The organism is Alicyclobacillus acidoterrestris (genome assembly GCF_022674245.1).
GTDB lineage: Bacteria > Bacillota > Bacilli > Alicyclobacillales > Alicyclobacillaceae > Alicyclobacillus > Alicyclobacillus acidoterrestris.
The window spans coordinates 2,482,501-2,508,004 of the sequence record NZ_CP080467.1 but is presented as its reverse complement, the minus strand read 5'-3'; the positions used below and the strand labels follow the sequence as shown (position 1 = coordinate 2,508,004).

At 53.3% G+C, this 25,504-nt stretch carries 33 protein-coding genes and 2 rRNA genes (1 of these 35 cut by a window edge); 31 read left to right on the top strand and 4 right to left on the bottom strand.

Annotation, left to right across the window (positions count from 1 at the left end):
- Nucleotides 1-16: 16 nt before the first annotated feature.
- The 21 genes from spoIIAA to K1I37_RS11960 all read left to right on the top strand — a co-directional run bounded on the left by spoIIAA (nucleotide 17) and on the right by K1I37_RS11960 (nucleotide 13,861).
- Complete coding sequence (gene spoIIAA, locus K1I37_RS12055; protein WP_021295626.1) at nucleotides 17-361, top strand: anti-sigma F factor antagonist; 345 nt, start codon at nucleotides 17-19, stop codon at nucleotides 359-361.
- Between the two features lie 5 nt (nucleotides 362-366).
- Nucleotides 367-828 carry an anti-sigma F factor gene (gene spoIIAB, locus K1I37_RS12050; RefSeq protein ID WP_021295625.1) on the top strand — a complete coding sequence of 154 codons (462 nt, stop codon included), beginning with the start codon at nucleotides 367-369 and terminating at the stop codon, nucleotides 826-828.
- A gap of 16 nt (nucleotides 829-844) precedes the next feature.
- Nucleotides 845-1,600 carry an RNA polymerase sporulation sigma factor SigF gene (gene sigF / locus K1I37_RS12045; protein WP_021295624.1) on the top strand — a complete coding sequence of 252 codons (756 nt, stop codon included), beginning with the start codon at nucleotides 845-847 and terminating at the stop codon, nucleotides 1,598-1,600.
- Between the two features lie 182 nt (nucleotides 1,601-1,782).
- Nucleotides 1,783-2,238 (top strand): stage V sporulation protein AC, encoded by a 456-nt coding sequence (gene spoVAC / locus K1I37_RS12040; RefSeq protein WP_021295623.1) that lies wholly within the window; start codon nucleotides 1,783-1,785, stop codon nucleotides 2,236-2,238.
- Nucleotides 2,239-2,253: 15 nt separating this feature from the next.
- Entirely contained in the window at nucleotides 2,254-3,276 is a 1,023-nt protein-coding gene (locus K1I37_RS12035; protein WP_021295622.1) for a stage V sporulation protein AD, read from the top strand.
- 1 nt (nucleotide 3,277) lies between these two features.
- Nucleotides 3,278-3,640, top strand: a complete 363-nt coding sequence (spoVAE, locus tag K1I37_RS12030; RefSeq protein WP_021295621.1) for a stage V sporulation protein AE — start codon at nucleotides 3,278-3,280, stop codon at nucleotides 3,638-3,640.
- Between the two features lie 11 nt (nucleotides 3,641-3,651).
- Nucleotides 3,652-4,299, top strand: a complete 648-nt coding sequence (locus tag K1I37_RS12025; RefSeq protein ID WP_051189379.1) for a stage V sporulation protein AE — start codon at nucleotides 3,652-3,654, stop codon at nucleotides 4,297-4,299.
- Between the two features lie 4 nt (nucleotides 4,300-4,303).
- On the top strand, nucleotides 4,304-4,438 hold the full coding sequence (locus K1I37_RS21540; protein WP_021295619.1) for a hypothetical protein: 135 nt from the start codon (nucleotides 4,304-4,306) through the stop codon (nucleotides 4,436-4,438).
- Between the two features lie 177 nt (nucleotides 4,439-4,615).
- Nucleotides 4,616-5,299, top strand: a complete 684-nt coding sequence (locus K1I37_RS12020; protein ID WP_021295618.1) for a spermidine synthase — start codon at nucleotides 4,616-4,618, stop codon at nucleotides 5,297-5,299.
- A gap of 57 nt (nucleotides 5,300-5,356) precedes the next feature.
- A complete protein-coding gene (locus K1I37_RS12015) occupies nucleotides 5,357-5,974 on the top strand; it encodes a site-2 protease family protein (RefSeq protein WP_021295617.1) in 618 nt (205 codons plus the stop codon).
- 71 nt (nucleotides 5,975-6,045) lie between these two features.
- A complete protein-coding gene (locus K1I37_RS12010) occupies nucleotides 6,046-6,798 on the top strand; it encodes a segregation and condensation protein A (RefSeq protein WP_021295616.1) in 753 nt (250 codons plus the stop codon).
- A complete protein-coding gene (gene scpB / locus K1I37_RS12005) occupies nucleotides 6,776-7,336 on the top strand; it encodes an SMC-Scp complex subunit ScpB (RefSeq protein WP_021295615.1) in 561 nt (186 codons plus the stop codon). Before K1I37_RS12010 ends, scpB begins: the two co-directional genes overlap by 23 nt.
- A 65-nt stretch (nucleotides 7,337-7,401) precedes the next feature.
- Complete coding sequence (locus tag K1I37_RS12000; protein WP_021295614.1) at nucleotides 7,402-8,022, top strand: DUF2953 domain-containing protein; 621 nt, start codon at nucleotides 7,402-7,404, stop codon at nucleotides 8,020-8,022.
- A 2-nt stretch (nucleotides 8,023-8,024) separates the two neighbouring features.
- Entirely contained in the window at nucleotides 8,025-8,456 is a 432-nt protein-coding gene (gene ytfJ / locus K1I37_RS11995) for a GerW family sporulation protein (protein WP_021295613.1), read from the top strand.
- A 93-nt stretch (nucleotides 8,457-8,549) separates the two neighbouring features.
- On the top strand, nucleotides 8,550-9,143 hold the full coding sequence (locus tag K1I37_RS11990) for a nucleoside recognition domain-containing protein (RefSeq protein WP_021295612.1): 594 nt from the start codon (nucleotides 8,550-8,552) through the stop codon (nucleotides 9,141-9,143).
- Complete coding sequence (locus K1I37_RS11985; protein ID WP_021295611.1) at nucleotides 9,143-9,694, top strand: spore maturation protein; 552 nt, start codon at nucleotides 9,143-9,145, stop codon at nucleotides 9,692-9,694. Before K1I37_RS11990 ends, K1I37_RS11985 begins: the two co-directional genes overlap by 1 nt.
- A 31-nt stretch (nucleotides 9,695-9,725) precedes the next feature.
- A complete protein-coding gene (locus tag K1I37_RS11980) occupies nucleotides 9,726-10,550 on the top strand; it encodes a pseudouridine synthase (RefSeq protein ID WP_021295610.1) in 825 nt (274 codons plus the stop codon).
- Between the two features lie 48 nt (nucleotides 10,551-10,598).
- On the top strand, nucleotides 10,599-11,093 hold the full coding sequence (locus tag K1I37_RS11975) for a YhcN/YlaJ family sporulation lipoprotein (RefSeq protein WP_021295609.1): 495 nt from the start codon (nucleotides 10,599-10,601) through the stop codon (nucleotides 11,091-11,093).
- A gap of 107 nt (nucleotides 11,094-11,200) precedes the next feature.
- The gene (locus tag K1I37_RS11970; protein ID WP_021295608.1) at nucleotides 11,201-11,905 is read left to right on the top strand and encodes a response regulator transcription factor; all 705 of its coding nucleotides are present in this window, start codon (nucleotides 11,201-11,203) and stop codon (nucleotides 11,903-11,905) included.
- A complete protein-coding gene (locus tag K1I37_RS11965) occupies nucleotides 11,902-13,686 on the top strand; it encodes an ATP-binding protein (RefSeq protein ID WP_021295607.1) in 1,785 nt (594 codons plus the stop codon). The genes K1I37_RS11970 and K1I37_RS11965 overlap by 4 nt, the downstream gene beginning before the upstream one ends.
- Nucleotides 13,687-13,693: 7 nt before the next feature.
- Nucleotides 13,694-13,861 (top strand): hypothetical protein, encoded by a 168-nt coding sequence (locus K1I37_RS11960; protein WP_021295606.1) that lies wholly within the window; start codon nucleotides 13,694-13,696, stop codon nucleotides 13,859-13,861.
- 77 nt (nucleotides 13,862-13,938) lie between these two features.
- Here the strand turns inward: K1I37_RS11960 and K1I37_RS11955 are convergent, their stop codons facing one another.
- On the bottom strand, nucleotides 13,939-14,361 hold the full coding sequence (locus tag K1I37_RS11955; protein ID WP_021295605.1) for a helix-turn-helix domain-containing protein: 423 nt from the start codon (nucleotides 14,359-14,361) through the stop codon (nucleotides 13,939-13,941).
- 121 nt (nucleotides 14,362-14,482) lie between these two features.
- On the opposite strand from K1I37_RS11955, the gene K1I37_RS11950 reads away from it, so the two are divergent.
- A complete protein-coding gene (locus tag K1I37_RS11950; protein WP_081654011.1) occupies nucleotides 14,483-15,169 on the top strand; it encodes an SIR2 family NAD-dependent protein deacylase in 687 nt (228 codons plus the stop codon).
- A gap of 198 nt (nucleotides 15,170-15,367) precedes the next feature.
- On the top strand, nucleotides 15,368-15,736 hold the full coding sequence (locus tag K1I37_RS11945; protein ID WP_021295603.1) for a hypothetical protein: 369 nt from the start codon (nucleotides 15,368-15,370) through the stop codon (nucleotides 15,734-15,736).
- Between the two features lie 25 nt (nucleotides 15,737-15,761).
- On the opposite strand, the gene K1I37_RS11940 is transcribed toward K1I37_RS11945, so the two are convergent.
- A complete protein-coding gene (locus tag K1I37_RS11940) occupies nucleotides 15,762-16,427 on the bottom strand; it encodes a PrsW family glutamic-type intramembrane protease (RefSeq protein WP_021295602.1) in 666 nt (221 codons plus the stop codon).
- 63 nt (nucleotides 16,428-16,490) lie between these two features.
- Between K1I37_RS11940 and K1I37_RS11935 the strand changes: the two genes are divergently transcribed.
- The 4 genes from K1I37_RS11935 (at nucleotide 16,491) to K1I37_RS11920 (ending at nucleotide 18,831) form a co-directional block, all read left to right on the top strand.
- Nucleotides 16,491-17,306 (top strand): DUF2797 domain-containing protein, encoded by an 816-nt coding sequence (locus tag K1I37_RS11935; RefSeq protein WP_021295601.1) that lies wholly within the window; start codon nucleotides 16,491-16,493, stop codon nucleotides 17,304-17,306.
- A gap of 65 nt (nucleotides 17,307-17,371) precedes the next feature.
- On the top strand, nucleotides 17,372-17,548 hold the full coding sequence (locus tag K1I37_RS11930) for a hypothetical protein (protein WP_021295600.1): 177 nt from the start codon (nucleotides 17,372-17,374) through the stop codon (nucleotides 17,546-17,548).
- A 113-nt stretch (nucleotides 17,549-17,661) separates the two neighbouring features.
- The gene (locus K1I37_RS11925; RefSeq protein ID WP_040441055.1) at nucleotides 17,662-18,381 is read left to right on the top strand and encodes a S1C family serine protease; all 720 of its coding nucleotides are present in this window, start codon (nucleotides 17,662-17,664) and stop codon (nucleotides 18,379-18,381) included.
- Between the two features lie 132 nt (nucleotides 18,382-18,513).
- Nucleotides 18,514-18,831, top strand: a complete 318-nt coding sequence (locus tag K1I37_RS11920; protein WP_040441054.1) for a rhodanese-like domain-containing protein — start codon at nucleotides 18,514-18,516, stop codon at nucleotides 18,829-18,831.
- On the opposite strand, the gene K1I37_RS11915 is transcribed toward K1I37_RS11920, so the two are convergent.
- Nucleotides 18,783-19,160: a hypothetical protein gene (locus K1I37_RS11915; RefSeq protein ID WP_031218138.1), complete on the bottom strand. Its 378-nt coding sequence runs from the start codon at nucleotides 19,158-19,160 to the stop codon at nucleotides 18,783-18,785. The two genes, K1I37_RS11920 and K1I37_RS11915, sit on opposite strands and share 49 nt — an antisense overlap.
- Before the next feature lie 126 nt (nucleotides 19,161-19,286).
- Here K1I37_RS11915 and K1I37_RS11910 point away from each other — a divergent pair, with 126 nt between their 5' ends.
- Nucleotides 19,287-20,015 carry a class I SAM-dependent methyltransferase gene (locus K1I37_RS11910; protein ID WP_031218137.1) on the top strand — a complete coding sequence of 243 codons (729 nt, stop codon included), beginning with the start codon at nucleotides 19,287-19,289 and terminating at the stop codon, nucleotides 20,013-20,015.
- Between the two features lie 344 nt (nucleotides 20,016-20,359).
- On the opposite strand, the gene K1I37_RS11905 is transcribed toward K1I37_RS11910, so the two are convergent.
- Nucleotides 20,360-21,058, bottom strand: coding sequence for a metallophosphoesterase (locus K1I37_RS11905; RefSeq protein ID WP_021295596.1), 699 nt, complete (start codon nucleotides 21,056-21,058; stop codon nucleotides 20,360-20,362).
- Between the two features lie 148 nt (nucleotides 21,059-21,206).
- Here K1I37_RS11905 and K1I37_RS11900 point away from each other — a divergent pair, with 148 nt between their 5' ends.
- The 3 genes from K1I37_RS11900 to K1I37_RS11890 form a co-directional block, all read left to right on the top strand.
- Nucleotides 21,207-22,757 carry an ATP-dependent helicase gene (locus K1I37_RS11900; RefSeq protein ID WP_021295595.1) on the top strand — a complete coding sequence of 517 codons (1,551 nt, stop codon included), beginning with the start codon at nucleotides 21,207-21,209 and terminating at the stop codon, nucleotides 22,755-22,757.
- Nucleotides 22,758-23,060: 303 nt separating this feature from the next.
- A 16S ribosomal RNA gene (locus K1I37_RS11895) occupies nucleotides 23,061-24,592 on the top strand.
- 240 nt (nucleotides 24,593-24,832) lie between these two features.
- Nucleotides 24,833-25,504: ribosomal RNA gene (locus tag K1I37_RS11890) — 23S ribosomal RNA — on the top strand; it runs 2,272 nt beyond the window's last position.
- Together the 16S and 23S rRNA genes form the textbook arrangement of a ribosomal RNA operon.

Below are 25,504 nucleotides of genomic sequence, written 5' to 3'. Positions count from 1 at the left end.
AAGGGAGATAACTACGGTGCCAGTCAATTCGCGTTACGAAAATGGCGTACTTGTGATTAGCTTACAAGGAGAGCTTGATCATCATGCAGTGGAGAAGATAAGAGATGACATCGAGGCACAACTCGCAAAGACCGATTACCAGGGCTTAGTGATGTCGTTCCGCAATATTGAGTTTATGGACAGTTCCGGACTGGGTCTGATACTGGGCCGGTTTCGCAGCATATCGCAACATGGTGGCCAGATGGCGCTGTGCGAAGTAGGTCCGTCGCTGAAAAAGTTGTTCGAGATGTCTGGATTGTTAAAAGTGTTGCCATTATATGAAGCAGAAGATCTCGCTGTAAAGGCAGTCAAAGGAGCGTGAAGGATGTGGAGCGCATCGCGAGCCAAGTGCAAGTGAACAATTACTTGCGGCTGCAGTTCCCTAGCCGTTCGGAGAATGAATCCCTTGCCCGCGTGGCTGTGGCATCATTTGTCGCGCAGCTCGATCCCACGATGGAAGAGTTGACGGAACTCAAGACCGCGGTCTCCGAGGCAGTTACCAATGCCATTATTCACGGATATGAAGACCGCGATGGGGAAGTGCGGATTGAGTGTGCGTTGACTGACAACACGGTGACCATCGTGATCGAGGATGAGGGTGTAGGAATTCCAGATGTGGAAGAGGCCCGCCAACCGATGTACACGTCTCGCCCAGAACTAGAACGCTCTGGGATGGGGATGACGATTATGGAGAGCTTTGTGGATTCCTTGGAAGTTGAGTCAACTGTTGGACGCGGTACACGCGTTACGATGATAAAGACGTTTGGTGCAGACCGCGTCCAAATGTAGTGGGGGGTCTCGTCGAATGGATCACGCAAAAGAGACTTCCGCGAAAAATAAAAAGTTGACCGATGACGAGGTGCGTTCGCTGATTGAGGCCAGTCACGCGGGTGATCAGGACGCCCGTGACAAGTTGGTCATACATAACCAGCGGTTGGTTTGGGCTGTCGTGCAGCGGTTTCTTGGACGAGGCTACGATGCGGATGACTTGTTTCAGATTGGCTGCATTGGTCTCATGAAAGCTGTAGACAAGTTCGATTTGTCTTATGATGTCAAGTTTTCGACATATGCGGTGCCGATGATCATCGGCGAAATTCAACGGTTTTTGCGCGACGACAGCACTGTAAAAGTGAGTCGCAGCCTCAAGGAGACGGCCAAACAGATCCGGCATGTGCGCGATAATCTCGCGAAGGAACTCGGACGGCAACCCCACATTACCGAAGTGGCAGAGGCAATGGGCATGGAACCTTCCGAAATCGTGTTCGCGCAAGAGGCGTTGCGTGCCCCCACGTCTATCCATGAGACCGTGTATGAAAATGATGGGGATCCAATTTATTTGATGGATCAAATCGCCGATGAAGAAACGCAGGGGCGTTTTGACAAGATTGAGCTCCACGAAATTATTGGACGCCTGCCTGAGCGCGAGCGGTACATTGTTTATATGCGGTTTTTTAAAGATAAGACGCAAAGCGACGTAGCCCGGGTGTTGGGCATTTCGCAAGTCCAAGTCTCACGACTTGAAAAGAAAATTCTTCAACAAATCAAGGAGCAACTCGAGTGATTTTCGCGTGACACCCGTGAGGAATCACTACACCAGTTTCGGGGCCTGCTTGAATGGCGTCACATCTTTGTGCGCCAATCGAGCAGGCTTTTTGTCGTCTTGGACGTGGTTTCGGCTTAGTCGCGGTCGATTTGGGCACAATACCGCAGAGAAGATTTGATTCACGCAGGGGGGCATAGTTGATGAGTGTAACCAAGTCTCAACGAGACAACTATCAACAGTTGGTCAAAAAACACCGTCCTGCCCGAACGATTGTCAAGAACACCATTCGTGCATTTATCGTCGGCGGATTGATATGCGAGATAGGACAAGTCATCCAAACCTTGTTTATCCGCTATGGGCATTTCAAGCCGACGGAGGCGGGGAATCCCACTGTGGCGGTGCTGATCTTTTTGTCAGCCGTCTTGACCGCCTGCGGGGTATACGACCGGTTCGCGCAGTGGGCGGGTGCTGGGTCCGCTGTTCCGGTTACGGGATTTGCGAACACGATCACGTCCGCTGCGATGGAGCATCGCAGTGAGGGATGGATTGCCGGCGTCGGTGGAAACATGTTTAAAATCGCCGGTCCAGTTATTGTGTCTGGTGTGGTGAGCGCGTTTTTCGTGGCACTCATCCGGTATATTGTCACACATTTGTAAGCAGGGGGGCCTCGAATGACGAGAATTGGTCGACAAACTTGGGATTTTAGCCGTGGAACAGGCGTCTATGTTGGAGGCGTCGGAACCGTTGCAGGGCAGCTCGAGAGTGCGGGGCCGTTAGGTGAAAATTTTGACTTTCATTTGGAAAACGACCGTGTGGACGGTGACACATGGGAGCATTCGGAGCAATCGATGTTTGGAAAAGCGGCCCAAATTGCCCTCGAGAATGCCCGAGTCGCTTCGGAGGAATTGGACGTGCTCGTGGGCGCAGACCTCAATGCCCAGTTGACGGGCTTTTATTTGGGTTTGCGCGCGCACCCCGTGCCAGCGCTTGGCGTCTATAGCGCGTGCGCGTCCATTTGTGAGGGATTGGCCATTGGTAGCTTGATTATCCACTCGCAGCACGGGGAACGCGCGATGGTCGGCACATCCAGTCATACGAGTACGGCTGAACGTCAATTTCGCTATCCGACAGAATATGGCGCCCAGAAGCCGCCGACGGCGCAGAGAACCGTGACAGGTTCAGGCGTCGCTGTCTTGACGAACCAACCAAGTGCCATCCAGATTACCCACGCGACGATTGGCAAAGTGCTAGATTATGGTATCAAAAGCCCATGGGAGATGGGCGCTGCGATGGCCCCTGCGGCCGCAGACACCATCGCGGCGCATCTGGCAGATACCGGGCGAAAGTTGACGGACTACGATTGCGTTGCAACCGGTGACCTAGGGCATATTGGGCACAAATTAGTCAAGGAATTGTTGCACGAAAAAGGGCTAACTGACACGGGGCACCTCACGGACTGTGGGATGCTCATTTATGATTCGTCGCAACCCGAGGTGTTCTCTGGGGGCAGTGGGGGTGCGTGTTGCTCGTTGGTCACATTTGGCCACCTGTTAAAAGAGATGTTGGCGGGCCGTTATCAGCGCATTCTCGTCAGTGCCACCGGCGCGCTTCTCTCTACCGTGAGTACACAGCAAAAAGACTCGATACCTGGCATTTCGCACGCAATTGTCTTTGAACGAAAGGACGGAATGTAAAATGCCAACATGGAGTACATTCATTTGGGCCTTTCTCGTCGGCGGAGGAATTTGCGCAATCGGCCAATTGATGCTCGATTTCTCCAAACTCACGCCAGGCCATGTCACGGCGATGTTGGTGGTCGCTGGTGCCATTCTCGATGGCATCGGCGTGTATGACCCGCTGGTGAAGCTTGCGGGCGCTGGAGCCAGCGTGCCAATCACCAGTTTTGGGAACGCTTTGGTACACGGCGCGATGCAGGAGGCACATCTGCATGGGCTGGTGGGAATTATCACGGGTATTTTTGAAGTGACGAGCGCCGGGATTTCGGCGGCCATCGTATTTGGCTTCCTGGCGGCTGCGGTTGCGAAACCAAAGGGATGACGAATGTGCGGATGCACAGGCGCAGGCTGCTGCCAGAAGCGACTCGGCGCGTCATTGTGGTCACCGATGGTGACCGCATGGCGTTTCGTGCGCTGCGTGTCGCCGCACGTCGCACGGGCTGCCGGTTAATTTCGAGAAGCGCGGGAAATCCAACGCCCTTGTCCGCGATTGAATTGGTGCAATTGATTCGCAAAACGCCTTATGATCCGGTCATTGTCATGCTCGATGACAACGGAGACGGCAATGAGGCCGGGGGAGAACAGGCGTTGAGTGTACTGCTAAACCATCCAGACATCCGAGTGATAGCGACGCTTGCAGTCGCCTCAAACACCAATCGGGTACAGGGCGTGGCGATTGATTTTAGCATTGATGCCAGTGGGAATCGGGTCGAAACGGCAGTGGATAAAGACGGTGTGCCATGCCCCAGTTATGTGATCCACGGCGACACAGTCGATATTTTGCGCCGTGTTGACGCCCCGCTTGTCATCGGCATTGGCGATATCGGGAAAATGAATGGGAAAGACGCGCCAGAGCGCGGTGCGCCCGTGACCACTGCCGCACTGGAATGGATTCTCCTCAGCTCAAAATCGTCCACGGCGGGCGCCCACAACGAGACATCGGCGATGGCATATCGTGTAGGGAGAAACAAGCGGAGGTGATTACGTGCGTTTCCTGCTATTTTTACCACAGCTGTTCCGCTTTTTCGGGATGTTTCAGACGTTTATTGGTGTCGTGCGACCAGCCTGGCCGTTTTTGTCTCGCTTTTGGCAGCGCACGCCGGCATTAACCGTCGGCTAACGGATAGTCAGTCATTCAGTCTCATTCGTCGCGCTTTTGTATCCGTCCAGGGTCACCTGTATTGTATACTAGGGACAAATCACACCGAGACGGGAATGAGCCACTATTTCTACCATCTACTCAGAGCCGGGGACAGTACATGCTCGGATTGATGTTGTACAAAAAAACCAACTTCGCATGATGCGGTTTGGCGGGCGAGGCGGCTGGCAAGGTGCAGTCGACGAAGCTCGGCCAGACCGACCGGTTTTTCCGTACCAACGCGCATTTTCTAGCTTGGTATGGACGTTACCCCGGGTCCAATCTTTTTTGTCTATTGGCGTTGGCACGGGAACAGCGTTAAACTCCGTTCGTCGGCACCACGAAGCTGCAGAGCTGTATGGCGTCGAAATTGACGAGGCAGTTCTCAATGTCGCGATCCACTATTTTCATGCCCCGAATCACCGCGAGGCAACCTACTATGTGGGAGATGGATTTGCCTACATTCGAGCAGATCTCCCATTTTTGTACGATCTCGTCTTTGTCGACGCGTATATGCGCAACGCCATTTACCAGCCTGCGCTTGACCCGCACTCGCTGGCGCCATTAAAAGCTCGACTGATGCCTGGCGGGGCCATTGCTTATAACCTGATTGGATCAAATTTGCGATCCGGCGCGATAGGCACATTGATTCGAGCGGCGAAATCGCAGTTTACCTATGTGCTAGATCTGCCTGTCGGCATTCCTTTTAGTGATCAAAATCGTCTCGTGGTGTTCACGGATGACGAACAAGTGGTTAAACAGTGGCGCAGCCAATTGGGACAAGCCCCGATGCTGATGTGGTACGAACGGCTCACGTGGCCATCGCGCTTGCGCCGAATCTGAGGGAGCTTATGTTATAATGAGCCCTAACGCATTGCGAGTGTTGAGGAGGCACGGGTTTTGATCTTTTCCAATTTGTCATCGCCGTTTTACATTCTTACAATCTTTATTGTGCTCTTTAGCCTCGTCATTCACGAATTTGCACACGCGCTAGTCGCAGACTGGCTGGGAGATAAAACGCCGCGCAGGAACGGTCGCTTGACCCTCAATCCCTTAGCGCATCTCGAACTGTTAGGCATTATTATGATATTGTTCGCACCAGTTGGCTGGGCGCGTCCCGTACCAATTAATATGAGCAATTTTAAGCGGCCACGCTTGGCGATGATTTTAGCTGTGGCGGCTGGGCCTGTAGCCAATCTCGTATTGGCGGTTCTCGCTTACGTCGTGCTAGCTGTAGCGAACCTCGGCGTCACGGATTGGCTGACCTCTATTCTCTACCGGATTGCGGAAGTCAACGTGGCGTTATTCGCGTTCAATATCATCCCGCTGCCGCCACTCGATGGTTCGCAGATCCTGCGCAACTTATTGCCTTTAAAGCAGGCGATTGCCTATAGTCGGCTCGATGTCTATGGTCCGTTTATCATCCTGTTCTTGTTTATCATTCCGTATTTCAATACATGGGTGTTTTCTCCGTTCGTCTATTGGCTCAATGGGCTGATTGGCTCCCTGTTTTTCTAAACGTACATCGCATCAAATTCGTAACGTACATCGCGTCGTGATGAAGATTTTCGGAGAGGCGTGCGAGAGACATGTCATACGAGGTAAAACTCGCTTTGTTCGAGGGACCGCTGGATTTGCTAATGCACCTTATCCGCAAAAATGAAGTCGATATCTACGACATTCCGATTGCGGATATCACGGATCAGTATCTAGGGTATTTGCGGGCGATGGAGGAGTGGTCCCTCGAAATTGCCAGTGAGTTCGTGGTGATGGCTGCGACACTGTTGGCGATTAAGTCGAGAATGCTCCTGCCTCGGACGCGTTCGGCTGGCTCCGAGGAGGATGAGGAAGATCCGCGGGCACCCCTGGTTGAGCAATTAATTGAATACCAGCGCTGTAAGTGGGCCGCTCTGCAGTTATCTGACATGGCGACCGCACAAGCACAGGTGTATTCTCGTTTGCCTATGGATCTTTCGGCGTACAAGAGCAAGGATGCGCCAGAGTTGACAGGGGTCACGCTGTGGGACTTAGTCGATGCGTTTCGCAAGTTGTATATGAGAATGCCGAAGGCGGAACGCGTGGCGGAGATTCGCGGACACGTCGAACGCGTAGAAGATCTCATGGGCCATATCGTCGAGCGCTTGCAGCGTTATCAGCGCATCGAATTCTCTCAGCTCATGGATTTTGTCCACAATCGACACACGCTGGTGACGGCGTTTCTTGCGATTTTAGAACTCATTAAGGACGGCGCGCTTCGCTACCTGCAGGAAGAAGCGTTTGGTCCACTTGAACTGATTTGGATAGGAGAGACGAATCCCGATGCAACGGTTGTCAGCGGTTGAGGCGATTTTGTTTGCCTCTGGAAGTGATGGTTTAGAGACCGGTGATATCGCGCATATTCTCGAGTGCTCTAAAGAAGAGGCGCGTTTGTTGTGCGAGCAGTTGCGCAGTGTCTTGGAGGAAAGAGGCGCCGGTATTATGCTTCAGGAGGTTGCTGACACGTGGCAGCTGACGACCAGACCGGAATATGCGCCCTATCTGAAACGCATGGCGCAGGCGCCGATGCAGTCGAGTCTATCTGCCGCAGCACTCGAGGTCCTCGCCATTGTGTCGTACAAACAACCGATTACGCGAGCCGAGATTGACGAGATTCGCGGTGTTCAATCTGATCGGGCGCTCGCAACGCTCGTCCATCGTCAGTTGATTCGGGAAGTCGGTCGTCAGGATGCGCCCGGCAGACCGATTCTATTTGGCACCACAGATCAATTTTTGCGCCACTTTGGACTAAAGTCCCTAGCGGAATTGCCCCCTTTGCCGCCCCCGCCGACAGACCAAGATATCTCTTTGTTCGCGTTGCCTTCGGAAATCGCGCGAGACTGAAGCTGCGTGCATAGGAGGGCACCAGATCACACATAATGTCACCGACGTGAAAAGGTGGCATCGAGATGATTTGGCTTTGTATAGTCTTGGCAGTTCTCATATGCCTCGCCATGTTGTTGCTACTTCCCGTGGAGATTCGCATTCATTATGAACACTTTCAGGAGGATGACCGGGGGACTCTGGAAATCCGTTACCTGTTTGGGTTGGTGCACCTAAAGCGAGAATTGACGAAGATGAAGGTGGGTATGACCGACGAAGGGCCTACAGTAGGTGCCAAGACGGAGTCCGACAAGCACGCGTCGAAAGGCATGCTCTCTGCGGCGGAACTGCCCGAAATATTCCGGGACCTTCGTTCGATTTGGGATTTCCGGCGCACCGCTGGACGCATTCTCGGCCGCTTTGGGCGCCATCTGCACGTACAAGTGATCACGCTTGAGGCCAACGTCGGATTCACAGACGCCGTGCTGACCGGAACTTCGATTGGCTTTCTGTACATGGTTGTTGAAATGGTATTTGGCTACGTATCGCAGTATTGCAGACTTCATCAAGTCCCAACGGTTGCCATTCATCCGGTGTTTAATCAGTCCGTCTTGCAGGTGCGAACACAAGGCATAATGAAGGTGCGCTTGGGTTACGCTATCAGCGCAGGCATCAGGCTTCTCGTAGCCTGGAAAAGGAGGACGTAACGTTGGATCATCCAATTCAAGGCCTTATGCAAACCGCGATGTCGAACATACGTGAAATGGTTGATGTGAATACCATTATTGGCGATCCCGTCGAGACCCCGGATGGAACCGTCATCCTCCCAGTTTCCAAAGTGGGATTTGGCTTTGCCGCTGGCGGTAGTGAGTTCAGTCCTGCACCGTCGCAGGGAAATGGCGGAGCGGACGGTGAACATCCGTTCGGCGGTGGATCCGGCGGTGGCGTCTCCATCACGCCAATTGGCTTCCTCATCGTTCACGGGAATAACGTCCGTCTGTTGTCCACGGACAATCAAAATCAATTGTACGATAGGCTCATCGATATGGCGCCATCGGTGATGGAGCGCATTCAATCGTTTATGCAGCCCAAAGGCAAAATGGGCGGGCAGCAGATGGGTCAAACGCCACCAGTGGTGTAAGGCGTCTCCGGAAAAAAGAACAGGTTTTAGAAAGCGCACGGCTGGCATACCCATGGACAAGGAAGGTTTGTCCGTTTGGGGGTGTGTCCAGCCGTGATAGATTTTATCTGGCTTGTATTGTTTTTGGCAGGGATTGTAACAGCCATGTTCACCGGGAACATGAGCAAGGTCGCCGACGCCATCATCCATGGGTCCGAACGCGGCGTGACGCTGTCGATTGGTTTGATTAGCGTCATTGCCCTGTGGTTAGGCCTGATGAATATCGCCGAAAAGGCGGGTGCCATCGCGTGGCTATCGAGACTTTTACGTCCGATTGCGCGTCGCTTGTTTCCGTCTGTTCCGGTCGATCACCCTGCAATGGGTGCCATCCTCGCAAACATGAGCGCCAATCTACTGGGGATTGGCAATGCCGCAACGCCACTTGGTCTTAAGGCGATGCATGAACTTCAGACCTTAAACGAAGACAAAGAGACGGCCAGCGACGCGATGTGCACGCTGTTAGCCATCAATACTGCAAGTATTACGCTCATTCCTACGACTGTGATCGCCATTCGCATGCAGTACCATTCCCACGAACCGACGGCTGTTGTCGGAACGACACTCCTTGCGTCAGCCATTGGCACCGCCTTTGCCATTGTCCTCGATAGGGTCTTTCGCAAGTTGAGTCGCCGGCGGAGGGCTGCCTAATGCAGACCATGATGAGCACAGTTAGCGAGTGGCTGTTGCCGTTGATTGTCGGATCCATCCTCCTGTTTGGATTTATCAAACGGGTGCCGATTTACAACACATTTGTCGATGGCGCGAAGGGTGGATTTGCAACTTCCATTAAACTGATTCCACACCTCATTGCAATGGTTGTGGCTGTGGCGGTATTTGACGCATCGGGCGCTATGAACATCCTCGTCAAGTGGCTCGAGCCATGCTTGACTTGGTTGCATATTCCGCCTGAGGTCGCCCCGATGGCACTGTTGCGGCCCATCAGCGGACAAGGTTCGTTGGCATTTATGATCAATATTTTTGAGCAGCCAGACAAGGGGCCCGATTCGTGGTTGGGTATGCTGGCGTCGACCATGCAGGCTTCCTCGGATACGACACTGTATATCCTCACTGTGTATTTTGGCAGTGTCGGCATTCGTAGATTTCGGTATGCGATGGGCGTAGGTTTGTTGAGTGATTTTGTCAGCGTATTGGCATCCGTCTTCGCCGTGTCCTTGTTGTCTGGTATGATACACTTCTAGGACTGTATTGTACCTGAGCAGGAGATGAAGCATGGAACGTTTACAAAAAGTATTGGCGCACGCAGGGGTGGCTTCACGGCGAAAGTGTGAACAACTGATTGCCGAGGGCCGCGTGACAGTGGATGGGCAGACGATTACCGAAATGGGCTATTTAGTCGACGCAGAAAAACAGGCCATCGCGGTAGACGGCAAGCCGGTCGCGGCAGAGCAAAAAGTCATCCTTTTGTTGAATAAACCGACCGCTTATATGACGACCGTGTCCGACCCAGAGGGCAGAAGAACGGTGATGAGTCTTCTCCCGCAAGTCGCTGAGCGCCTATATCCTGTCGGTCGCTTAGATTACGACACGAGCGGCTTGTTGCTATTCACGAACGATGGGGCATTGACTGAACGCTTGTTGCATCCGTCTCGCGATATCGAAAAAGTCTATCGAGTGACGGTCGAGGGAAAAGTCGACAAAGAAGCTCGGCAGCGTTTGGCTGAAGGGATTGAACTGGAGGATGGACTCACTGCGCCAGCACAAGTAGAGATGTTGCGGCAGGGAGACGAGTCGGTTGTGCAAATCGCGATTCATGAGGGCCGCAATCGGCAGGTGCGACGCATGTTTGAAGCGCTTGGCTTGCCGGTGAAACGACTCAAGCGCATCGCCTTTGGCCCCATTGCGCTCGGGCATTTGAAAACCGGCCAGTGGCGTTTACTTGAGCCAGCCGAGTGGAAGGCGTTGTATCGCAGTGTCGAACTCACGCCACCCCCTTATGCACGTCCGACGTTCCCGAAAGTTGAGCGCAAGGAGCGCCCTGCCCGGCGCGGGAAAAAACCAGCGCGACACGGGACGAGGAACCGGAAAAAATCTTGAATTGAATGATTCAGTTCATTGCATGCTAAACCCGAAGGGGTGAGCTGCATGAAAATCAGAATGGCATTCGCAGGGGCCGCACTCACAGCCGTGCTTTTAAGTGGTTGCGGTGCAAACGTCAACAACGGCTCGCAACCCGCGGCAGATGTGATGAATGCGACACAGCATGTCACCAAACAGGCCCCAACCGGCGCGCTGGGTGATAAACAACATGTGCAAATTGCCCGAACCATCGCCGATGGGTTGGTTAAGCGAGGCTATGCGAAACAAGCATTTGCGTTTGTCGTCGGGAATACCGCGTATGTCGCTATCAATCAAAAGCATCCGACAAAGACAAACTTGGGGATGCGGCAAAAGAACGCCATTGTCAAAGCGGTCAAGCAAATAGACCACCGCGTAAAGACTGTGTACGTCAGTGCCAGCCCAGATGCGTTTCACCGGTTTCAGAGTTTCGCAGGGGACATGAAAGCTGGGAAACCGGTTAGCGCCGTGTGGGACAACTTTCGTACGATGGTCAGTCTCGTGTTTCCGACCGGGCACTGACCGTAGGGTGTGAAGCGGCAAGTCTTGGGCTTGCCGTTTTTTCTTTAGTTGTTGCGGGTGTGCCGACCACTTATAATGGACATAACTTGAGTAACGGGGGGTTTGGCATGCCGCAGCCACGTATTTTAGTTGTTGACGATGAAGAGCGAATCCGTAGATTGGTTCGCATGTACCTTGAACGAAGCGGATTTGAGGTCGTTGAGGCGGAAGACGGTGCAAAAGCTGTAGAGGTGGCGCTGGAACAACCATTCTCGTTAATCATTCTCGATTTGATGTTACCCGGCATGGACGGTCGTGACGTGTGTAGCCAAATTCGTCAACACAGTGACGTTCCGATTGTCATGTTGACTGCGGCTGGTGACGAGATGAACCGCATTCACGGCTTTGAGCTAGGTGCGGACGACTATGTCGTCAAACCATTTAGTCCGCGAGAATTGATTATGCGCGTTAAAGCGTTATTGAAGCGCACAGGTGAAAGTGAATACGCGAAGGCAGAACTGCATCAGGCGCTAACCTTCCCGGGGCTCGTCATTCATATTGACGCGCGACGCGTTGAAGTAGACGGTAGCGAAATCAGTTTGACGCCCAAAGAATTCGACTTGCTGGTGTATATGGCACAACGCCCGGACAAGGTGTTCAGCCGTGAAGAATTGTTGCGCGACGTTTGGAATTATCAATTTTATGGAGATCAACGCACGGTGGATACACACATTAAACGGCTTCGCGAGAAACTTGGGCAGGCTTCGGAACCGGTGAGCCAGTATATTGTCACGGTTTGGGGCGTCGGCTATAAGTTCGAGGTCGCCTTGTGATTCGTAACAGCGTCGCGTCTAAGTTGTGGTTGACCATCGTCGCGATGGTCTTTTTAGTCTTGGCACTATTAGCCGTGCTTCTGCAACAGTTCTTTGTGAAGTATGTCGTACAGCGGGAGACCGGGCAACTGACCAATCTCGCTACTTCGATTCACCGGATATTGCCGACGGAAGATCCAAAGACAGCGTTGAGCGTACTGACCCAAGTGTCCAAAAATGTCATGCAGGCGGATGTCGTCGCGGCAATTCCTATGACGAAACAGCCGCAATTGGTGTCAGCTTATGCCCACTTTACAGCGGCACAGCGAAAGAATTTCGACGCGGGACAACCTGTTGTCGTTCGGTCTGATGTCGGAGGAAAGAGCGAGCTGTCGGTATACGAAAAACTGCCGAGTTCGACGCAGACGCCTGGTATGGTCGCTGTGTCACAAGAGATGAGCGTGCTCGAACAACCTGTTCACCGCATGCAGAACTTAATTATTTTTGATACGTTGCTGGCTATCGTTCTCTCGACAGGCCTGGCATTTGTCGTGTCCAAGAACTTGTCGAGACCGCTGGTGGAAATGAACAAAGCTGCAGAAGAAATGGCCAGAGGGCATTTTTCGCAGCGCGTTGCGGTCGTCACGCACGACGAGGTTGGCCGCTTAGGGAACACGTTTAACGCGCTGGCCAGTGAACTGGCGAAGACGATTGAGCAGCTGTCCATTGAGCGAGATCAGTTGAGCAGTATTCTGACGTCTCTCGAGGACGGCGTGGTGGCGACGGATCGAGAAGGCCGTGTCACTTTGGCGAACCCGCCGGCCTTGCGTCGCTTGCGCTCGATGTCCGTCGCCGAACAAGGCATCGCGGTGATGGAAAAGCTTCCGGATAGGCTCATGATGTTGTTCTCGCATGTCACGGATTTTGAAGAGCCGGTCGTTCAGGAAGCCACGTGGGAGGGCCGTTCACTGTCCATCACGATGTTGCCGTTATACGGTGTAGATGGGACGCAAATGCGCGGGACGTTGGCCGTGATTCGCGACGTGACAGAGGAACGCCGCTTAGACCGGCTGCGTAAAGATTTCATCGCGAATGTTTCTCATGAATTGCGCACCCCACTGAGTATGATGCAGGGGTATGCTGAAGCGTTGCTCGACGACATTTCCGACGACCCAGAGATGCGACGTGAACTGACTGAAATTATTCACGACGAAACGCTCCGCATGAAGCGGCTGGTCAATGATTTGTTAGACCTCGCGCAGCTAGAAAGCGGACAATTCCAGATGAATATGGATACGGTGGACTTCTCGCTGGTCATGCGCCGAGTGGCACGCAAGTTCCAGGCGTTGGCGCAGGATTTTGGTGTGGATTTCGAACTTCGCATCGCGGACGCGGCTATGCTGATGCACGCAGACGTGGATAGAATGGAACAGGTCTTTACCAACCTGCTCGACAATGCGTTTCGGCATACGGCCGAAGGAAAGATCGTATTTTCTGCTGACATCAGTGGGCGTCACGTCTATGTGCGCGTCAGTGACACGGGTGCAGGGATACCGGAAGAGGACGTCCCCTATATTTTTGAACGGTTTTATAAGGCGGATAAAGCCCGTACGAGATCTCGATCGGGAACTGGGCTAGGTCTGGCCATCGCACGGCACATTGTCACCGAGCACGGTGGCGATATTTTAGTAGAGAGCACAGTGGGTGTCGGAACGACATTTACCGTGATCTTGCCGATTTTACAAGAAGACAGCGCAGAGGAAGCGGAGCAGGCAAACGACGAAGCGCTAGACAAGGAGTGAGGACGACGTGGCTTGGGTATACTATCTTCGATTGGTTCCCACCAAGTTTGAGGCCACCTGTCTCGCGGCACGAGTGGAGGAGGGGACGTTATGGGCAACCAAACGTCTCCCCCGCTACGTCGGCGTGTTTCAAACGAACAAGGGGCGATTTGGCGTCAAGGCGTTTTGGGACTGACGAGCATTGTGTATGGCTCGCGCCACAGCTACAACCTTACATGCGGTGTAAGGATTTTGAATGGGTGCCGCGCGACATCACAATGCGCTGGTCTCTGATTGATACGTATCGGTAAGGCGCTTTCTTTGTGTCAAAAGTTCAATCAGTTTCGCCAGAAAATGGGCATCTTCCTCAGGTAGGGTACTCATCCGTTGCGCGGCCTCCAAGTAAGGGAGCGCGGATTCGTTCAGAATGAAATTCTGTAACGGTAGTGGCAATTCATCGGGGGAATTGCGCATCTTCGGTACGACGAATGTCGTTTCGTCGTCACAGAGCGAAGTGAGCGGTACACCCAGTGCACTCGCGATTCGTTGTGCGTATTCGAGCGATGGATGCCGCTTGTCCCGCTCAATGGAAGAAATATGTGGCGTGGAGATGCCGCAGCGCATGGATAACTCCTGTTGGGACCAGTGACGGGAGAGACGAATGCTTCTCATCCGCTTACCAAAGTTTTGGTTCATGGTTTTTCCTCCTTAAATAGCAAATTACGGCGGTTAATGCAAATATATATAGGCTGTTGTTGGATGTAAATAGAATATTTGAAATATAACTTACTATTTTGAATAGGTGTTATCCATTGTGATGTATGAATTAGGTGCTGCAAACACGAATGAACTTGATGTTCAAGGTTTGACCAATCGCTTGAATCACAGAAATACCGTTGCGTTGACGGGTGCAGGCATTAGTGTGGCTAGTGGTCTTCCGCTTGGGAACGAAGCTGTGAACGGGATACCGCTCAATGCGTTGTTCTTATTTGATACCTGGACACAGCGGCCGAACCAAGCGTACGATGCCTACCGCAGCATATTATCCCGCTGGCGGCAGGCTTCTCCAAACGCAGCGCATCGGGTGCTCGCTGCTCACCAGATTCGCATCATTACGCAGAATATCGACGGATTACACCGAGATGCAGGAAGCCGCGACGTCATTGAACTGCATGGAAATCTTCGGGAACTCGTCTGTTTGACGTGTGAAAGCGTGTTTTCGAGTGATCTGGCGCTGCAGCACAGCATCCCGTCGTGTCCGACCTGCGGCAAACAGTTGTTCTCAGGGTTTATTATGGAGGGACATCCGGTTCGACATATTGCGCGCGCGGTTGAATGGGTTGCTGCGGCGGAGTATTTACTCGTCATTGGGACGCAGTTGGCGATGGATCCGGTTCGTCGCCTTCGCGAAATCGCGCGGGAACGCGGGGCGGACGTCTTTTGGATAAGTGACAAGGCAGAGCACTGGCTGCCCGTGTTGTTCGGAGAAACGACCCATTCTTGAACTGAAATCGACAATTTACTCGAATTTTGTTGGGAAATAGGGAGAATCCTATTTCCTTCTGTTGCTTGCTTCGTTATAATGGGGACAGACTTTCCCATATCCTCTTGCAAAAACGCCCCCTAATCTGGTTGGTTCACCACAGGGGGCGTTTTGCATGTAGGATGATGTTGTGGGGATAAGCGCCCGGGAGTGATATATTTGTCGCATTATGCGCTGGTGCTGGAACAAAGTCGCAAGGCGAAGGCTGCGCGAAATGTCTATGATCATCTGCGTGCAAAAATAAAGGACCCAAAGCGGATCATCGCAGAGCTTCAGTTGGAAAACGCGTTGGGCGTCGAGGGCGTGCGCGTCGAGCCAGCTGATAAATACCGCGTTTTGAACGTGCGCCTGCATGATGAACACTTGAGTCCTTTTTTTCGAACGAATATGAATCTATTCCAACTGTTGATGATTGACGAACATACTGAAATGGCCGTCTATAGAGCGGAAAAAGGCTGGCTATTCGTGTTCGAAGGCCTCGCACCAGGCCCGTCGCCGTTCGGGCAAAACGGGTTTGATATGCGCTGAGTGGCAGTTCAAACGATAAAGCTCACTATACGGCGTATCGATTGAATGCGCGGGCGGATCGGACGCGGGCCATGATCCGGGCGGATGTTTCGACGAGAAACAGCAAGAAAGCGACCAAAACTAGGTCCATGAAAACTGTAGAGCTCAATGCAAATGTGTCGTAGACGCCGTGAGTGGCCGCTGGTATCACGTACGCGAGCCATTTGGATTTACCCTCGAACTTCGCCTTTGCAAACCAGTAACCCATGATGATGGCGAACATGAGGTGTGCAGGTACGGCGGTGACGGATCGAACGATGGCCGTCATCAGTCCCGAACTCGTGACATACATGACGTTTTCGACGGTGGCGAAGCCAAGGCCGACGGCTGCAGCGTAGACGATACAGTCGACGGGGCCGCGCACAAGCCGACTTTGATAAACTGTGCGGTCAAAAATGGATGCCTTCAAGAACTCCTCAATCATGCCTGCGACAAAAAATGCAGTAATGAGTCGACCTTCAATTCCGCCACTCGCAAATCCGCGTGAGCCCATCATCAGGCGCTCGATGACACCTGCAGGAAAGACGATGGCGGCCCCCAGAATGAAGAGGCGGAATACTTGCCGCTTCGGTTCGGGGTGAAGTTGGTCCCGCGTGTACATGAACACGAGTAGAAGCAGTCCAGGAATTACGGCTAGCGCCACATAGAACATATGCGTACCTCGTTTATGGTAGATTTCTCGAACGCCTATAGTGTGCGCAAGGGGGAATGGATTATGTTAGCTGGAGATTTGCGCTCGCTGAATCAGGTTTTGCGGGAACCAGTGGAATACACGTTGGAACTCGCCGAGTTGGCACAGCCGCTAAACGCGTGGATTGGCGCGCAAGTACATATTGCACACACTGGGGTCAAGCGCTGTATCGCCTGTGGACGCCAGGTCAACAAGTTGTTTCAAAACGGGTATTGTTTTCCGTGTGTCCGAAGTTTGGCGGAATGTGACTTGTGTATCGTCAAACCGCATGAGTGCCATTTTCACCTAGGAACTTGTCGGGATGAGTCTTGGGCACAAGATCATTGTATGATTCCACATTACGTCTACTTGGCGTGGAGCAGTGGCTACAAAGTTGGCCTGACCCGCAAAGGAAGAGAACTCAAGCGTTGGATGGATCAAGGCGCTACCCAGGCCATGGTCATCGCCGAGGTGCCGACTCGCCGGATTGCCGGGGAACTGGAAATGGAGATTGCCAAACACATGGCAGACAAGACGGACTGGCGCAAAATGTTGCGGGAGGATACCGTGCCCGATAGGTCCTTAAACGAAGTGCTGCTCGATGTCTTGGACAAGCTCAATTCGGATTATCATCAGTATTTAGTCGAAGAGAAATGGACGCCGCAGGCTATCCGCTACCCTCGGACGCCCGAGTTCAAGGTTAACCTCAAGTCCATGAACCTCGACAAAAGTCCGGAGGTAACGGGTACCTTGCGAGGCATCAAAGGACAGTATTTGTTGTTCGATGAAGGTGTGCTCAATATCAAGAAATATGCCGGTTATCATGTGGAGATTTCAGCAAACGTTCCCATTGAGGCCTAACGTTTGACGCGAAGCATGTGCCACTGGACGCTTGGGCAAACTACCCCCGCAAAGGGGGATGAAGGATGTCGTGGGTATATGAGGCGCGGTTGTACGATTCAAAGTCTGTGGCATCCTATGTGGCCATGTGTGTTCGTGACGACCATCTTCTCACAGGCGCCAGCGATTTAAAGGTTCAGGTATACCGGACTAAAAAGGGGAATTATGGCGTTCGATATCGCAAGCTCGACGCTGTGGAATAGGTATTGGCGGATTCCAACGGCATGCCTCACACCATGCGCGACGACGGAATACACTGTACAACGTTCAACCGGCTGACAGTGTGTTGGTGGTCATGTAGGGGGTGATGGCGTTGGTGAAAAAACCTCAAACGAGTGCGCGATCCAAACGTGCGTCCACCGGTACGGGACTACCGAACTTCGTAGCACTTGTTCAACGCTATAAAAAAGCCGTAATGGGCATCGAAGTGGTTCAGACGATGCCAGTGCGAGGGTTAGGATCACGGCCGCTCTTGCCGTGGGACAGAAGCCAGCCTCGGTCGGGGCGCCCCGCGATGAACATCGGAACAGGGTTTGTCTTTCATCCGAAGGGATATATTCTTACCAACGAACACGTCGTGAGCGACGGGGATAGGATCATGTTGCGTGTCTTTGGCAAAAAGGATCCGGTCGAAGCGCAGGTAGTCGGCCGCAATCGCACGCACGATATCGCCGTATTGCGCGCGGACATTCCGGTTCCGTCGCCGATTCTACGAATTGGCCAAAGCAAGGATGTGCGCGTCGGCGAATGGGTGTTGGCGATTGGTTCTCCTCTAGGGCTTGATAATACTGTGACCGTTGGCATTGTGAGCGCGAAAAATCGACCGTTGCAGATTGGCGACAGGGACTATCCAAACTTGATTCAAACCGATGCGGCTATCAACCGTGGGAACAGCGGCGGTCCACTGATCAATCTTCGCGGTGAAGTGGTTGGCATGAATACGGCTGTATCGCAGAGTTCGCAGGGAATTGGCTTCGCGATTAGTGCGGATATCCTGAAAAAGGAAGTTGACCAAATTCTGAAGCATGTCACCTAAAGCGAGCATCATCACATAAAACGTTTCCGAATCGCTTCAAGCCTCGTTCATTGATGTGGTACAGTGAGGAATGAGGCAAGCGGACAGCGTGTCCGCTACACCATCAAGTGTTTTAAAGGGGTATGTGAATTGGTGGAGCGTGAAGGAATCGTTCAATACAGTGCAGACGAGTTAAAAGCTATTCTGGCCGAGGGCAGTGCTGTCGTGATCGACGTGCGTACCCCTGAGGAATATGAGGAGGGACATATCCCGGGTGTACCATTGAAACCCATGCAAGAGGTGGGCGAGTGGATGCGGGAGTTGTCACCTGACGAACGGTACGTATTTGTCTGTCGCAGCGGAGCCCGCTCACAGCGCGTGGCTCAGTTCTTAAAGGCCAACGGGTTTGAAGACGTCGCCAATTATGACGGCGGCATGCTCGTCTGGGACGGGGAGTTGGCTTCGAAGTAACGCCGCAGGAAGAACAATTGTCGCGGATTTGTACGATAGCACAACTCCAACACGGCTTCGGTGCTTAGTTCATCGGGGCCTATTTTTTCGTCGATTTCGGCCGTGACATCGCGCAGCCGGACGCTTGCACCACGCTCGACAACCGCATCGGATAACAGTTCATCCCAAGGGTGGCGGGACACAACCCGTCGCAAGAAGTTGTGGCGGGCGCTTTCTGAGAATACTCGGAATTGGCCTGTCCGATATGTGATCAGCACACCTGCTGGTGTGAAGATGTAATCTCCTGCCTCTTCGACACTAATTTCCATAATACGTGTGATCTCTGGCATATACACCCTCCTATGAATGCTTCCACTGTACGTCATCGGGGTGTCCGTCGCAAGTGACGATGGACGCTCGCCCATCCGCTTTCTCGCATATAGGCATACGATGGCGGGAAAGTGAGGTGCGGGGTGTTGAAGTATCACGATATGTTGGCTCGGCTCGGTATCGCGCACGCGCATCCGGGTGGCGGTTCAGTGTCCGAGATGTGGATGAATGCAATCAGCCTCCCGGATGGGGCTCGCGTGCTCGACGTCGGTTGTGGCAACGGGGCCACCGCGTGCACGCTGGCGCGTCGCTGGAACTGTGAGGTCACTGCGCTCGATATCCGCGGGAAGATGCTTGAAAATACTATGGCAAAGGCACGGCAGGAAGGGGTCTCGATTCACACCGTATTGGCGTCCGCCGAGGAACTTCCCTTTCCCGACGGATCGTTTGATCTCATTGTGTGTGAGTCGATTCTCGTTTTCGTTCGGCTGCACAAGGCGCTTTCGGAGATTCGACGCGTCTTAAAACCGGATGGGCAAGTCGTTGATGTGGAAATGATGACGCTGCGTCCGGTAACGCCCGAGTGGCGCGCGGAGGTACACAATCTCTATGGTGTGCAGCAAGTGTTGGATCTGGCGGGGTGGCGAGGTGCATTTCGGACGGCTGGCTTCGATTGCAAGGTATTGCGATCCGGCACAATCCAATCCCTTCCCATCACAGATGGGCAAAGTGGTGAAGGGGCAGCACAGCTAGATGCGCTCCGCGATCCGCAGATATTACAGTTGATTGAAGCCAATGGCCGCTGGATTGAGGAAAATCAGCAGACGATGGGGTATGGTGTATTTTTGTTGACCTCGCCAAGAAAGAGAACATAAAGCGAACGATTCCAGGGGATAGTATCGACTGACACCGGAATCGACGCGCAAGCGATGACTTAGGTATCGTGTTGTGCAAGTACTGTACGATATGACGATGATGCAGCCTGTAGGAAGGCTAGTATAGCCTTGTACAAAATGGCGAACGGATGTCGACCATCAAGTTTTAAGCTGCGGAGGAAATCGTACACGATGTAATTTCACGATGTCGCGCTGCGGATGGCAGACACCGCAACGAGCGCAATGTCGGCGCACGGCACATCCTTACCATCGATTGCGATGCGCGAACTGGTGTTTACATGCCGGCGGCGGTCAGCCGCCGGTCGATTTGTGTTGGATACGTATCAAAAATCAAGTTGTCCGAAGGCGAATGGTTTGAACTGAAGATAATCAGCGCTCACCAATTGATAACGTGTACCATTGCGTGTTCCGTTAAACGCGAATCGGTGACTCGCACCGTGTAGGTGACCGTACACGCACAATTGGACGCCGTACGATTCGAGTACCTGCGTAAACACAGTCTCCTCGCCGTCGCTGCCTGTCGGGGGATAATGTAACATGCAGACAATCGGGTGGTTGTGTTTTGCGGCGTGATCGAGCGAGAGTTTCAGTCGATGAACCTCACGTTGCAAAATGTGCTCATCTTCTTCGCTGAAGCTAGGGTGGTTGGGGAGAACCCATCCGCGTGTACCCGCCACAGTCAGACTATCCAATTGCAAGCTGTCATTTTGAATCGCGTACATATCTTCAAGCAAAATTCCTCGAACTTTTCCGATTCCGCTCCACCAATAATCGTGATTGCCACGAATCATCACTTTTTTGCCTGGGAGCTCGCTTACCCACTGCAAATCTGGGGCGGCTTCGTCAAGCGTCATCGCCCACGAGATGTCGCCGGGAATCAGCACGGTGTCGCTAGGGGATATCGTCGCTGTCCAGTGCTGCCGGATTTGTTCGGTGTGGTTGGTCCATGTGTCACCAAACACGTCCATTGGTTTATTGACTGTCGTGGCAAGATGAAGGTCACCGATTGCGTATAAGGCCATGTTCTGGAAGCCCTCCTCTGCGTGCCCATGATACCACGGACAGCCGCTGTTGTTCGAGTTGCACTGACAAAACAATTCGATTTCACACGATAGATAATGGCGTTTTGGCTCGCTTCGTGAGATGCTGTGCGCCAAGGAGTGGGGGACGATGGGTGATTGGACAGCCGAACAACAGGCCATCATTGAGGAGCCGCTGTGTTCAACGGTTGTTATCGCGGCACCGGGCAGCGGGAAGACGTCGGTCCTGACGGAGCGAATTGTTCATGTTGTGCGCCGCGACAAAATTGCCCCAAACAGGATTTTGGCGGTGACTTTTACGCGCCAGGCGGCGGAACATATGCGTCGCAAGTTAGCCTCGCATCCGGCATTGTCGTTTCGTTCGACCGAGTCGCTAAGGATTGGTACGTTTCACGCCCAAATTTTTCGGGCAATGCTCGAAGTTCGCCCGGATATTCCCGTGCTGTTGAACACGCGGGAGCAATCTGCCTATATGGCTTCAGCTTTAGCTCGCGTGGTCGGCGCGGCAGAAGGAATATCGCGCTGGGCAGTCACCGAGTTGCTGACGGAGTACTCGTGGCTGGTGGGGCGTGGTCAGGTACCGCTCTCACGTAAACTCCAAAGAATCTTTCGTATCTACGCAAGACTGAAGAAGAAGCACAATCGATGGGATTACGATGATATTCTTCTGGCTGCTGCAAACGCGATTGACCAGGGCACCCGTCTGCCGTTTTTCGAAAGACTGCAGTATTTGTTAGTCGACGAGTTTCAGGACACCAATGCGGTACAGTGGGTATTGGTGGAAGGGATCCACCAACGCTACCATTTACCTGTGTTTGTCGTGGGCGACGACGACCAATCCGTCTACGGGTTTCGTGGCGCGTCTCCTGACTTTTTACAGCGGGCGTCCACGTCTCTTCAAGGCGCCCGACAGATGCTTTTAACGAGGAATTTCCGTTCCGACCAAAGTATCGTCCACCACGCCGAACAACTGATTTTGCATGTTCGTCGGCGCATCGATAAGCCTCTGCGCGCCGTGTCCTCGGCACCCGGGCTGGTCCGGATGGTGGAGGTCGAGGACGAGCAGAAGGAAGCTCATCTGGTTACCCTGCTCATTTTGCAGCTGTTGGAAGCTCGCCCTGCGAAGACAATCGGCGTGTTGGCGCGCACGCGTCGGCAACTGACACAGGCGTGGTCGCTACTTCAGCTCGCAGCACAGACGTCCGACCATAACCAAGGTGCTATGCTCGATCGCGGTCATCGGCCGCCGGGGGCACTACCTGTTCAGTTCCGAACGTTTCACGATAGTAAGGGGAAGGAGTGGGATGTCGTCATCTTGCTCGATCTCATCGCTACGTCCATCGGCCGCCCGCATACGAACGTGCAAGAAACATCATCTCGGAAGACAAATTGCTCCCGGTCTGCTGATTTTGCAAACGATGTAAACTTTGCGGATGAACTGGCCGACGATGAACGGCGCTTGCTCTACGTCGCGATGACGCGGGCGAGATCTGCGTTAATTGGATTTGTCCCCGCTCGATTCGGTGGACGCCGCGTCAGGATGACGCCGTTTCTGACGGAAGCGCAACTAGAGCCGACGCCGCTGAATTTCGCCAGGCTGATGACGGACGTGTTCGATAGCTTATCGATGCACGAGAACCGGGAGAGCCGGTTCTCAGTTGACGATACGCTCAAAACGTGATATAGTATATAACGCCGTTTGCGACGTCGACGATTTGGTTTCAAGTCTACGCTGTAGCGGTCGCTGGATCGGTGAATTTTTACCAGTGACAACGAACGTCAGTTCGTGATATAGTACTTAGGCTGCTTCGACAGGAGCGGCACTTGCTTGAAAGAATCACTTCGTCTGGTTCCTCGTTGAATCAGTCTTCGTGGGGCTTTCGCAGCAGGTTTGGTTCCTTGAAAACTGAACACACACGCCTAAAAGTTTCGGTCAACGTGACCTTTGGTCACAGCGACGATTGAAACATATGTAACAACGCCATTTTTTGAGAGTTTGATCCTGGCTCAGGACGAACGCTGGCGGCGTGCCTAATACATGCAAGTCGAGCGAGCCCTTCGGGGCTAGCGGCGGACGGGTGAGTAACACGTGGGCAATCTGCCTTTCAGACTGGAATAACACTCGGAAACGGGTGCTAATGCCGGATAATACACGGGTAGGCATCTACTTGTGTTGAAAGATGCAACTGCATCGCTGAGAGAGGAGCCCGCGGCGCATTAGCTAGTTGGTGAGGTAACGGCTCACCAAGGCGACGATGCGTAGCCGACCTGAGAGGGTGACCGGCCACACTGGGACTGAGACACGGCCCAGACTCCTACGGGAGGCAGCAGTAGGGAATCTTCCGCAATGGGCGCAAGCCTGACGGAGCAACGCCGCGTGAGCGAAGAAGGCCTTCGGGTTGTAAAGCTCTGTTGCTCGGGGAGAGCGACAAGGAGAGTGGAAAGCTCCTTGTGAGACGGTACCGAGTGAGGAAGCCCCGGCTAACTACGTGCCAGCAGCCGCGGTAATACGTAGGGGGCAAGCGTTGTCCGGAATCACTGGGCGTAAAGCGTGCGTAGGCGGTTGTGTAAGTCTGAAGTGAAAGTCCAAGGCTCAACCTTGGGATTGCTTTGGAAACTGCATGACTTGAGTGCTGGAGAGGCAAGGGGAATTCCACGTGTAGCGGTGAAATGCGTAGATATGTGGAGGAATACCAGTGGCGAAGGCGCCTTGCTGGACAGTGACTGACGCTGAGGCACGAAAGCGTGGGGAGCAAACAGGATTAGATACCCTGGTAGTCCACGCCGTAAACGATGAGTGCTAGGTGTTGGGGGGACACACCCCAGTGCCGAAGGAAACCCAATAAGCACTCCGCCTGGGGAGTACGGTCGCAAGACTGAAACTCAAAGGAATTGACGGGGGCCCGCACAAGCAGTGGAGCATGTGGTTTAATTCGAAGCAACGCGAAGAACCTTACCAGGGCTTGACATCCCTCTGACCGGTGCAGAGATGTACCTTCCCTTCGGGGCAGAGGAGACAGGTGGTGCATGGTTGTCGTCAGCTCGTGTCGTGAGATGTTGGGTTAAGTCCCGCAACGAGCGCAACCCTTGATCTGTGTTACCAGCACGTAGAGGTGGGGACTCACAGGTGACTGCCGGCGTAAGTCGGAGGAAGGCGGGGATGACGTCAAATCATCATGCCCTTTATGTCCTGGGCTACACACGTGCTACAATGGGCGGTACAACGGGAAGCGAAGCCGCGAGGTGGAGCAAAACCTAAAAAGCCGTTCGTAGTTCGGATTGCAGGCTGCAACTCGCCTGCATGAAGCCGGAATTGCTAGTAATCGCGGATCAGCATGCCGCGGTGAATCCGTTCCCGGGCCTTGTACACACCGCCCGTCACACCACGAGAGTCGGCAACACCCGAAGTCGGTGAGGTAACCGTTATGGAGCCAGCCGCCGAAGGTGGGGTTGATGATTGGGGTGAAGTCGTAACAAGGTAGCCGTATCGGAAGGTGCGGCTGGATCACCTCCTTTCTACGGAGAAACAAGACTTTTAGGTGTTGTGTGTTTGGTTTTGAGGGAGCCAACGTCTCATATGAGACAAGGTAAACTCAAGGCGCGTTTCCGACGGAAGTTGGAAGGCGCATGTACCTTGGCAACTGAATATGGAACAACCTCGAAATAGTAAACCGGTAACCGAAATGCGAGTAACAGGTAACAATAGCCGGATAACTGGATGAAGTGACTGGTGTAAGTCAGTCATGGAGTCGAAACGGTGAAGTTAGGAAGAGCGCACGGAGGATGCCTAGGCGCCAAGAGCCGAAGAAGGACGGGGCGAACACCGAAATGCCACGGGGAGCTGTAAGCGAGCATTGAGCCGTGGATGTCCGAATGGGGAAACCTGCTAGTGTGAAGCGCTAGTACCGTACACTGAATCCATAGGTGTACGGGGGCAACCGAGGGAACTGAAACATCTAAGTACCTCGAGGAAGAGAAAGCGAATGCGATTCCGTCAGTAGCGGCGAGCGAAAGCGGAGAAGCCTAAACCGGATGCGTGGTACAGACTGCAGTCGATGCGCATTCGGGGTCGAGGGGCTGTTGGCGGCAACCTGCAGGGAGCCAGCAGGAAGCAATCCGTAGGAGAACGGCATGGGAAGGCCGGCCATAGACGGTGAGAGCCCGGTATCCGAAACGGAATGTGGAATGTGCAACAGACCCCAAGTACTGCGGGACACGAGGAATCCCGTGGGAATCTGGGAGGACCACCTCCTAAGGCTAAATACTCCTTGGCGACCGATAGCGGATAGTACCGTGAGGGAAAGGTGAAAAGAACCGCGGGAGCGGAGTGAAATAGAACCTGAAACCGTGTGCTTACAAGCAGTCGGAGCATTCAAGAGATGTGACGGCGTGCCTTTTGTAGAATGAACCGGCGAGTGATGATGGCAA

Coding starts and splice junctions, on each gene's coding strand:
- sigF (WP_021295624.1), top strand. CDS start 845: ATGGATCACGCAAAAGAGACTTCCGCGAAAAATAAAAAGTTGACCGAT.
- spoVAC (WP_021295623.1), top strand. CDS start 1,783: ATGAGTGTAACCAAGTCTCAACGAGACAACTATCAACAGTTGGTCAAA.
- K1I37_RS12035 (WP_021295622.1), top strand. CDS start 2,254: ATGACGAGAATTGGTCGACAAACTTGGGATTTTAGCCGTGGAACAGGC.
- spoVAE (WP_021295621.1), top strand. CDS start 3,278: ATGCCAACATGGAGTACATTCATTTGGGCCTTTCTCGTCGGCGGAGGA.
- K1I37_RS12025 (WP_051189379.1), top strand. CDS start 3,652: ATGCACAGGCGCAGGCTGCTGCCAGAAGCGACTCGGCGCGTCATTGTG.
- K1I37_RS12020 (WP_021295618.1), top strand. CDS start 4,616: ATGATGCGGTTTGGCGGGCGAGGCGGCTGGCAAGGTGCAGTCGACGAA.
- K1I37_RS12010 (WP_021295616.1), top strand. CDS start 6,046: ATGTCATACGAGGTAAAACTCGCTTTGTTCGAGGGACCGCTGGATTTG.
- scpB (WP_021295615.1), top strand. CDS start 6,776: ATGCAACGGTTGTCAGCGGTTGAGGCGATTTTGTTTGCCTCTGGAAGT.
- K1I37_RS12000 (WP_021295614.1), top strand. CDS start 7,402: ATGATTTGGCTTTGTATAGTCTTGGCAGTTCTCATATGCCTCGCCATG.
- K1I37_RS11985 (WP_021295611.1), top strand. CDS start 9,143: ATGCAGACCATGATGAGCACAGTTAGCGAGTGGCTGTTGCCGTTGATT.
- K1I37_RS11980 (WP_021295610.1), top strand. CDS start 9,726: ATGGAACGTTTACAAAAAGTATTGGCGCACGCAGGGGTGGCTTCACGG.
- K1I37_RS11975 (WP_021295609.1), top strand. CDS start 10,599: ATGAAAATCAGAATGGCATTCGCAGGGGCCGCACTCACAGCCGTGCTT.
- K1I37_RS11970 (WP_021295608.1), top strand. CDS start 11,201: ATGCCGCAGCCACGTATTTTAGTTGTTGACGATGAAGAGCGAATCCGT.
- K1I37_RS11955 (WP_021295605.1), bottom strand. CDS start 14,361: ATGAACCAAAACTTTGGTAAGCGGATGAGAAGCATTCGTCTCTCCCGT.
- K1I37_RS11950 (WP_081654011.1), top strand. CDS start 14,483: ATGTATGAATTAGGTGCTGCAAACACGAATGAACTTGATGTTCAAGGT.
- K1I37_RS11940 (WP_021295602.1), bottom strand. CDS start 16,427: ATGTTCTATGTGGCGCTAGCCGTAATTCCTGGACTGCTTCTACTCGTG.
- K1I37_RS11935 (WP_021295601.1), top strand. CDS start 16,491: ATGTTAGCTGGAGATTTGCGCTCGCTGAATCAGGTTTTGCGGGAACCA.
- K1I37_RS11930 (WP_021295600.1), top strand. CDS start 17,372: ATGTCGTGGGTATATGAGGCGCGGTTGTACGATTCAAAGTCTGTGGCA.
- K1I37_RS11915 (WP_031218138.1), bottom strand. CDS start 19,160: ATGCCAGAGATCACACGTATTATGGAAATTAGTGTCGAAGAGGCAGGA.
- K1I37_RS11905 (WP_021295596.1), bottom strand. CDS start 21,058: ATGGCCTTATACGCAATCGGTGACCTTCATCTTGCCACGACAGTCAAT.
- K1I37_RS11900 (WP_021295595.1), top strand. CDS start 21,207: ATGGGTGATTGGACAGCCGAACAACAGGCCATCATTGAGGAGCCGCTG.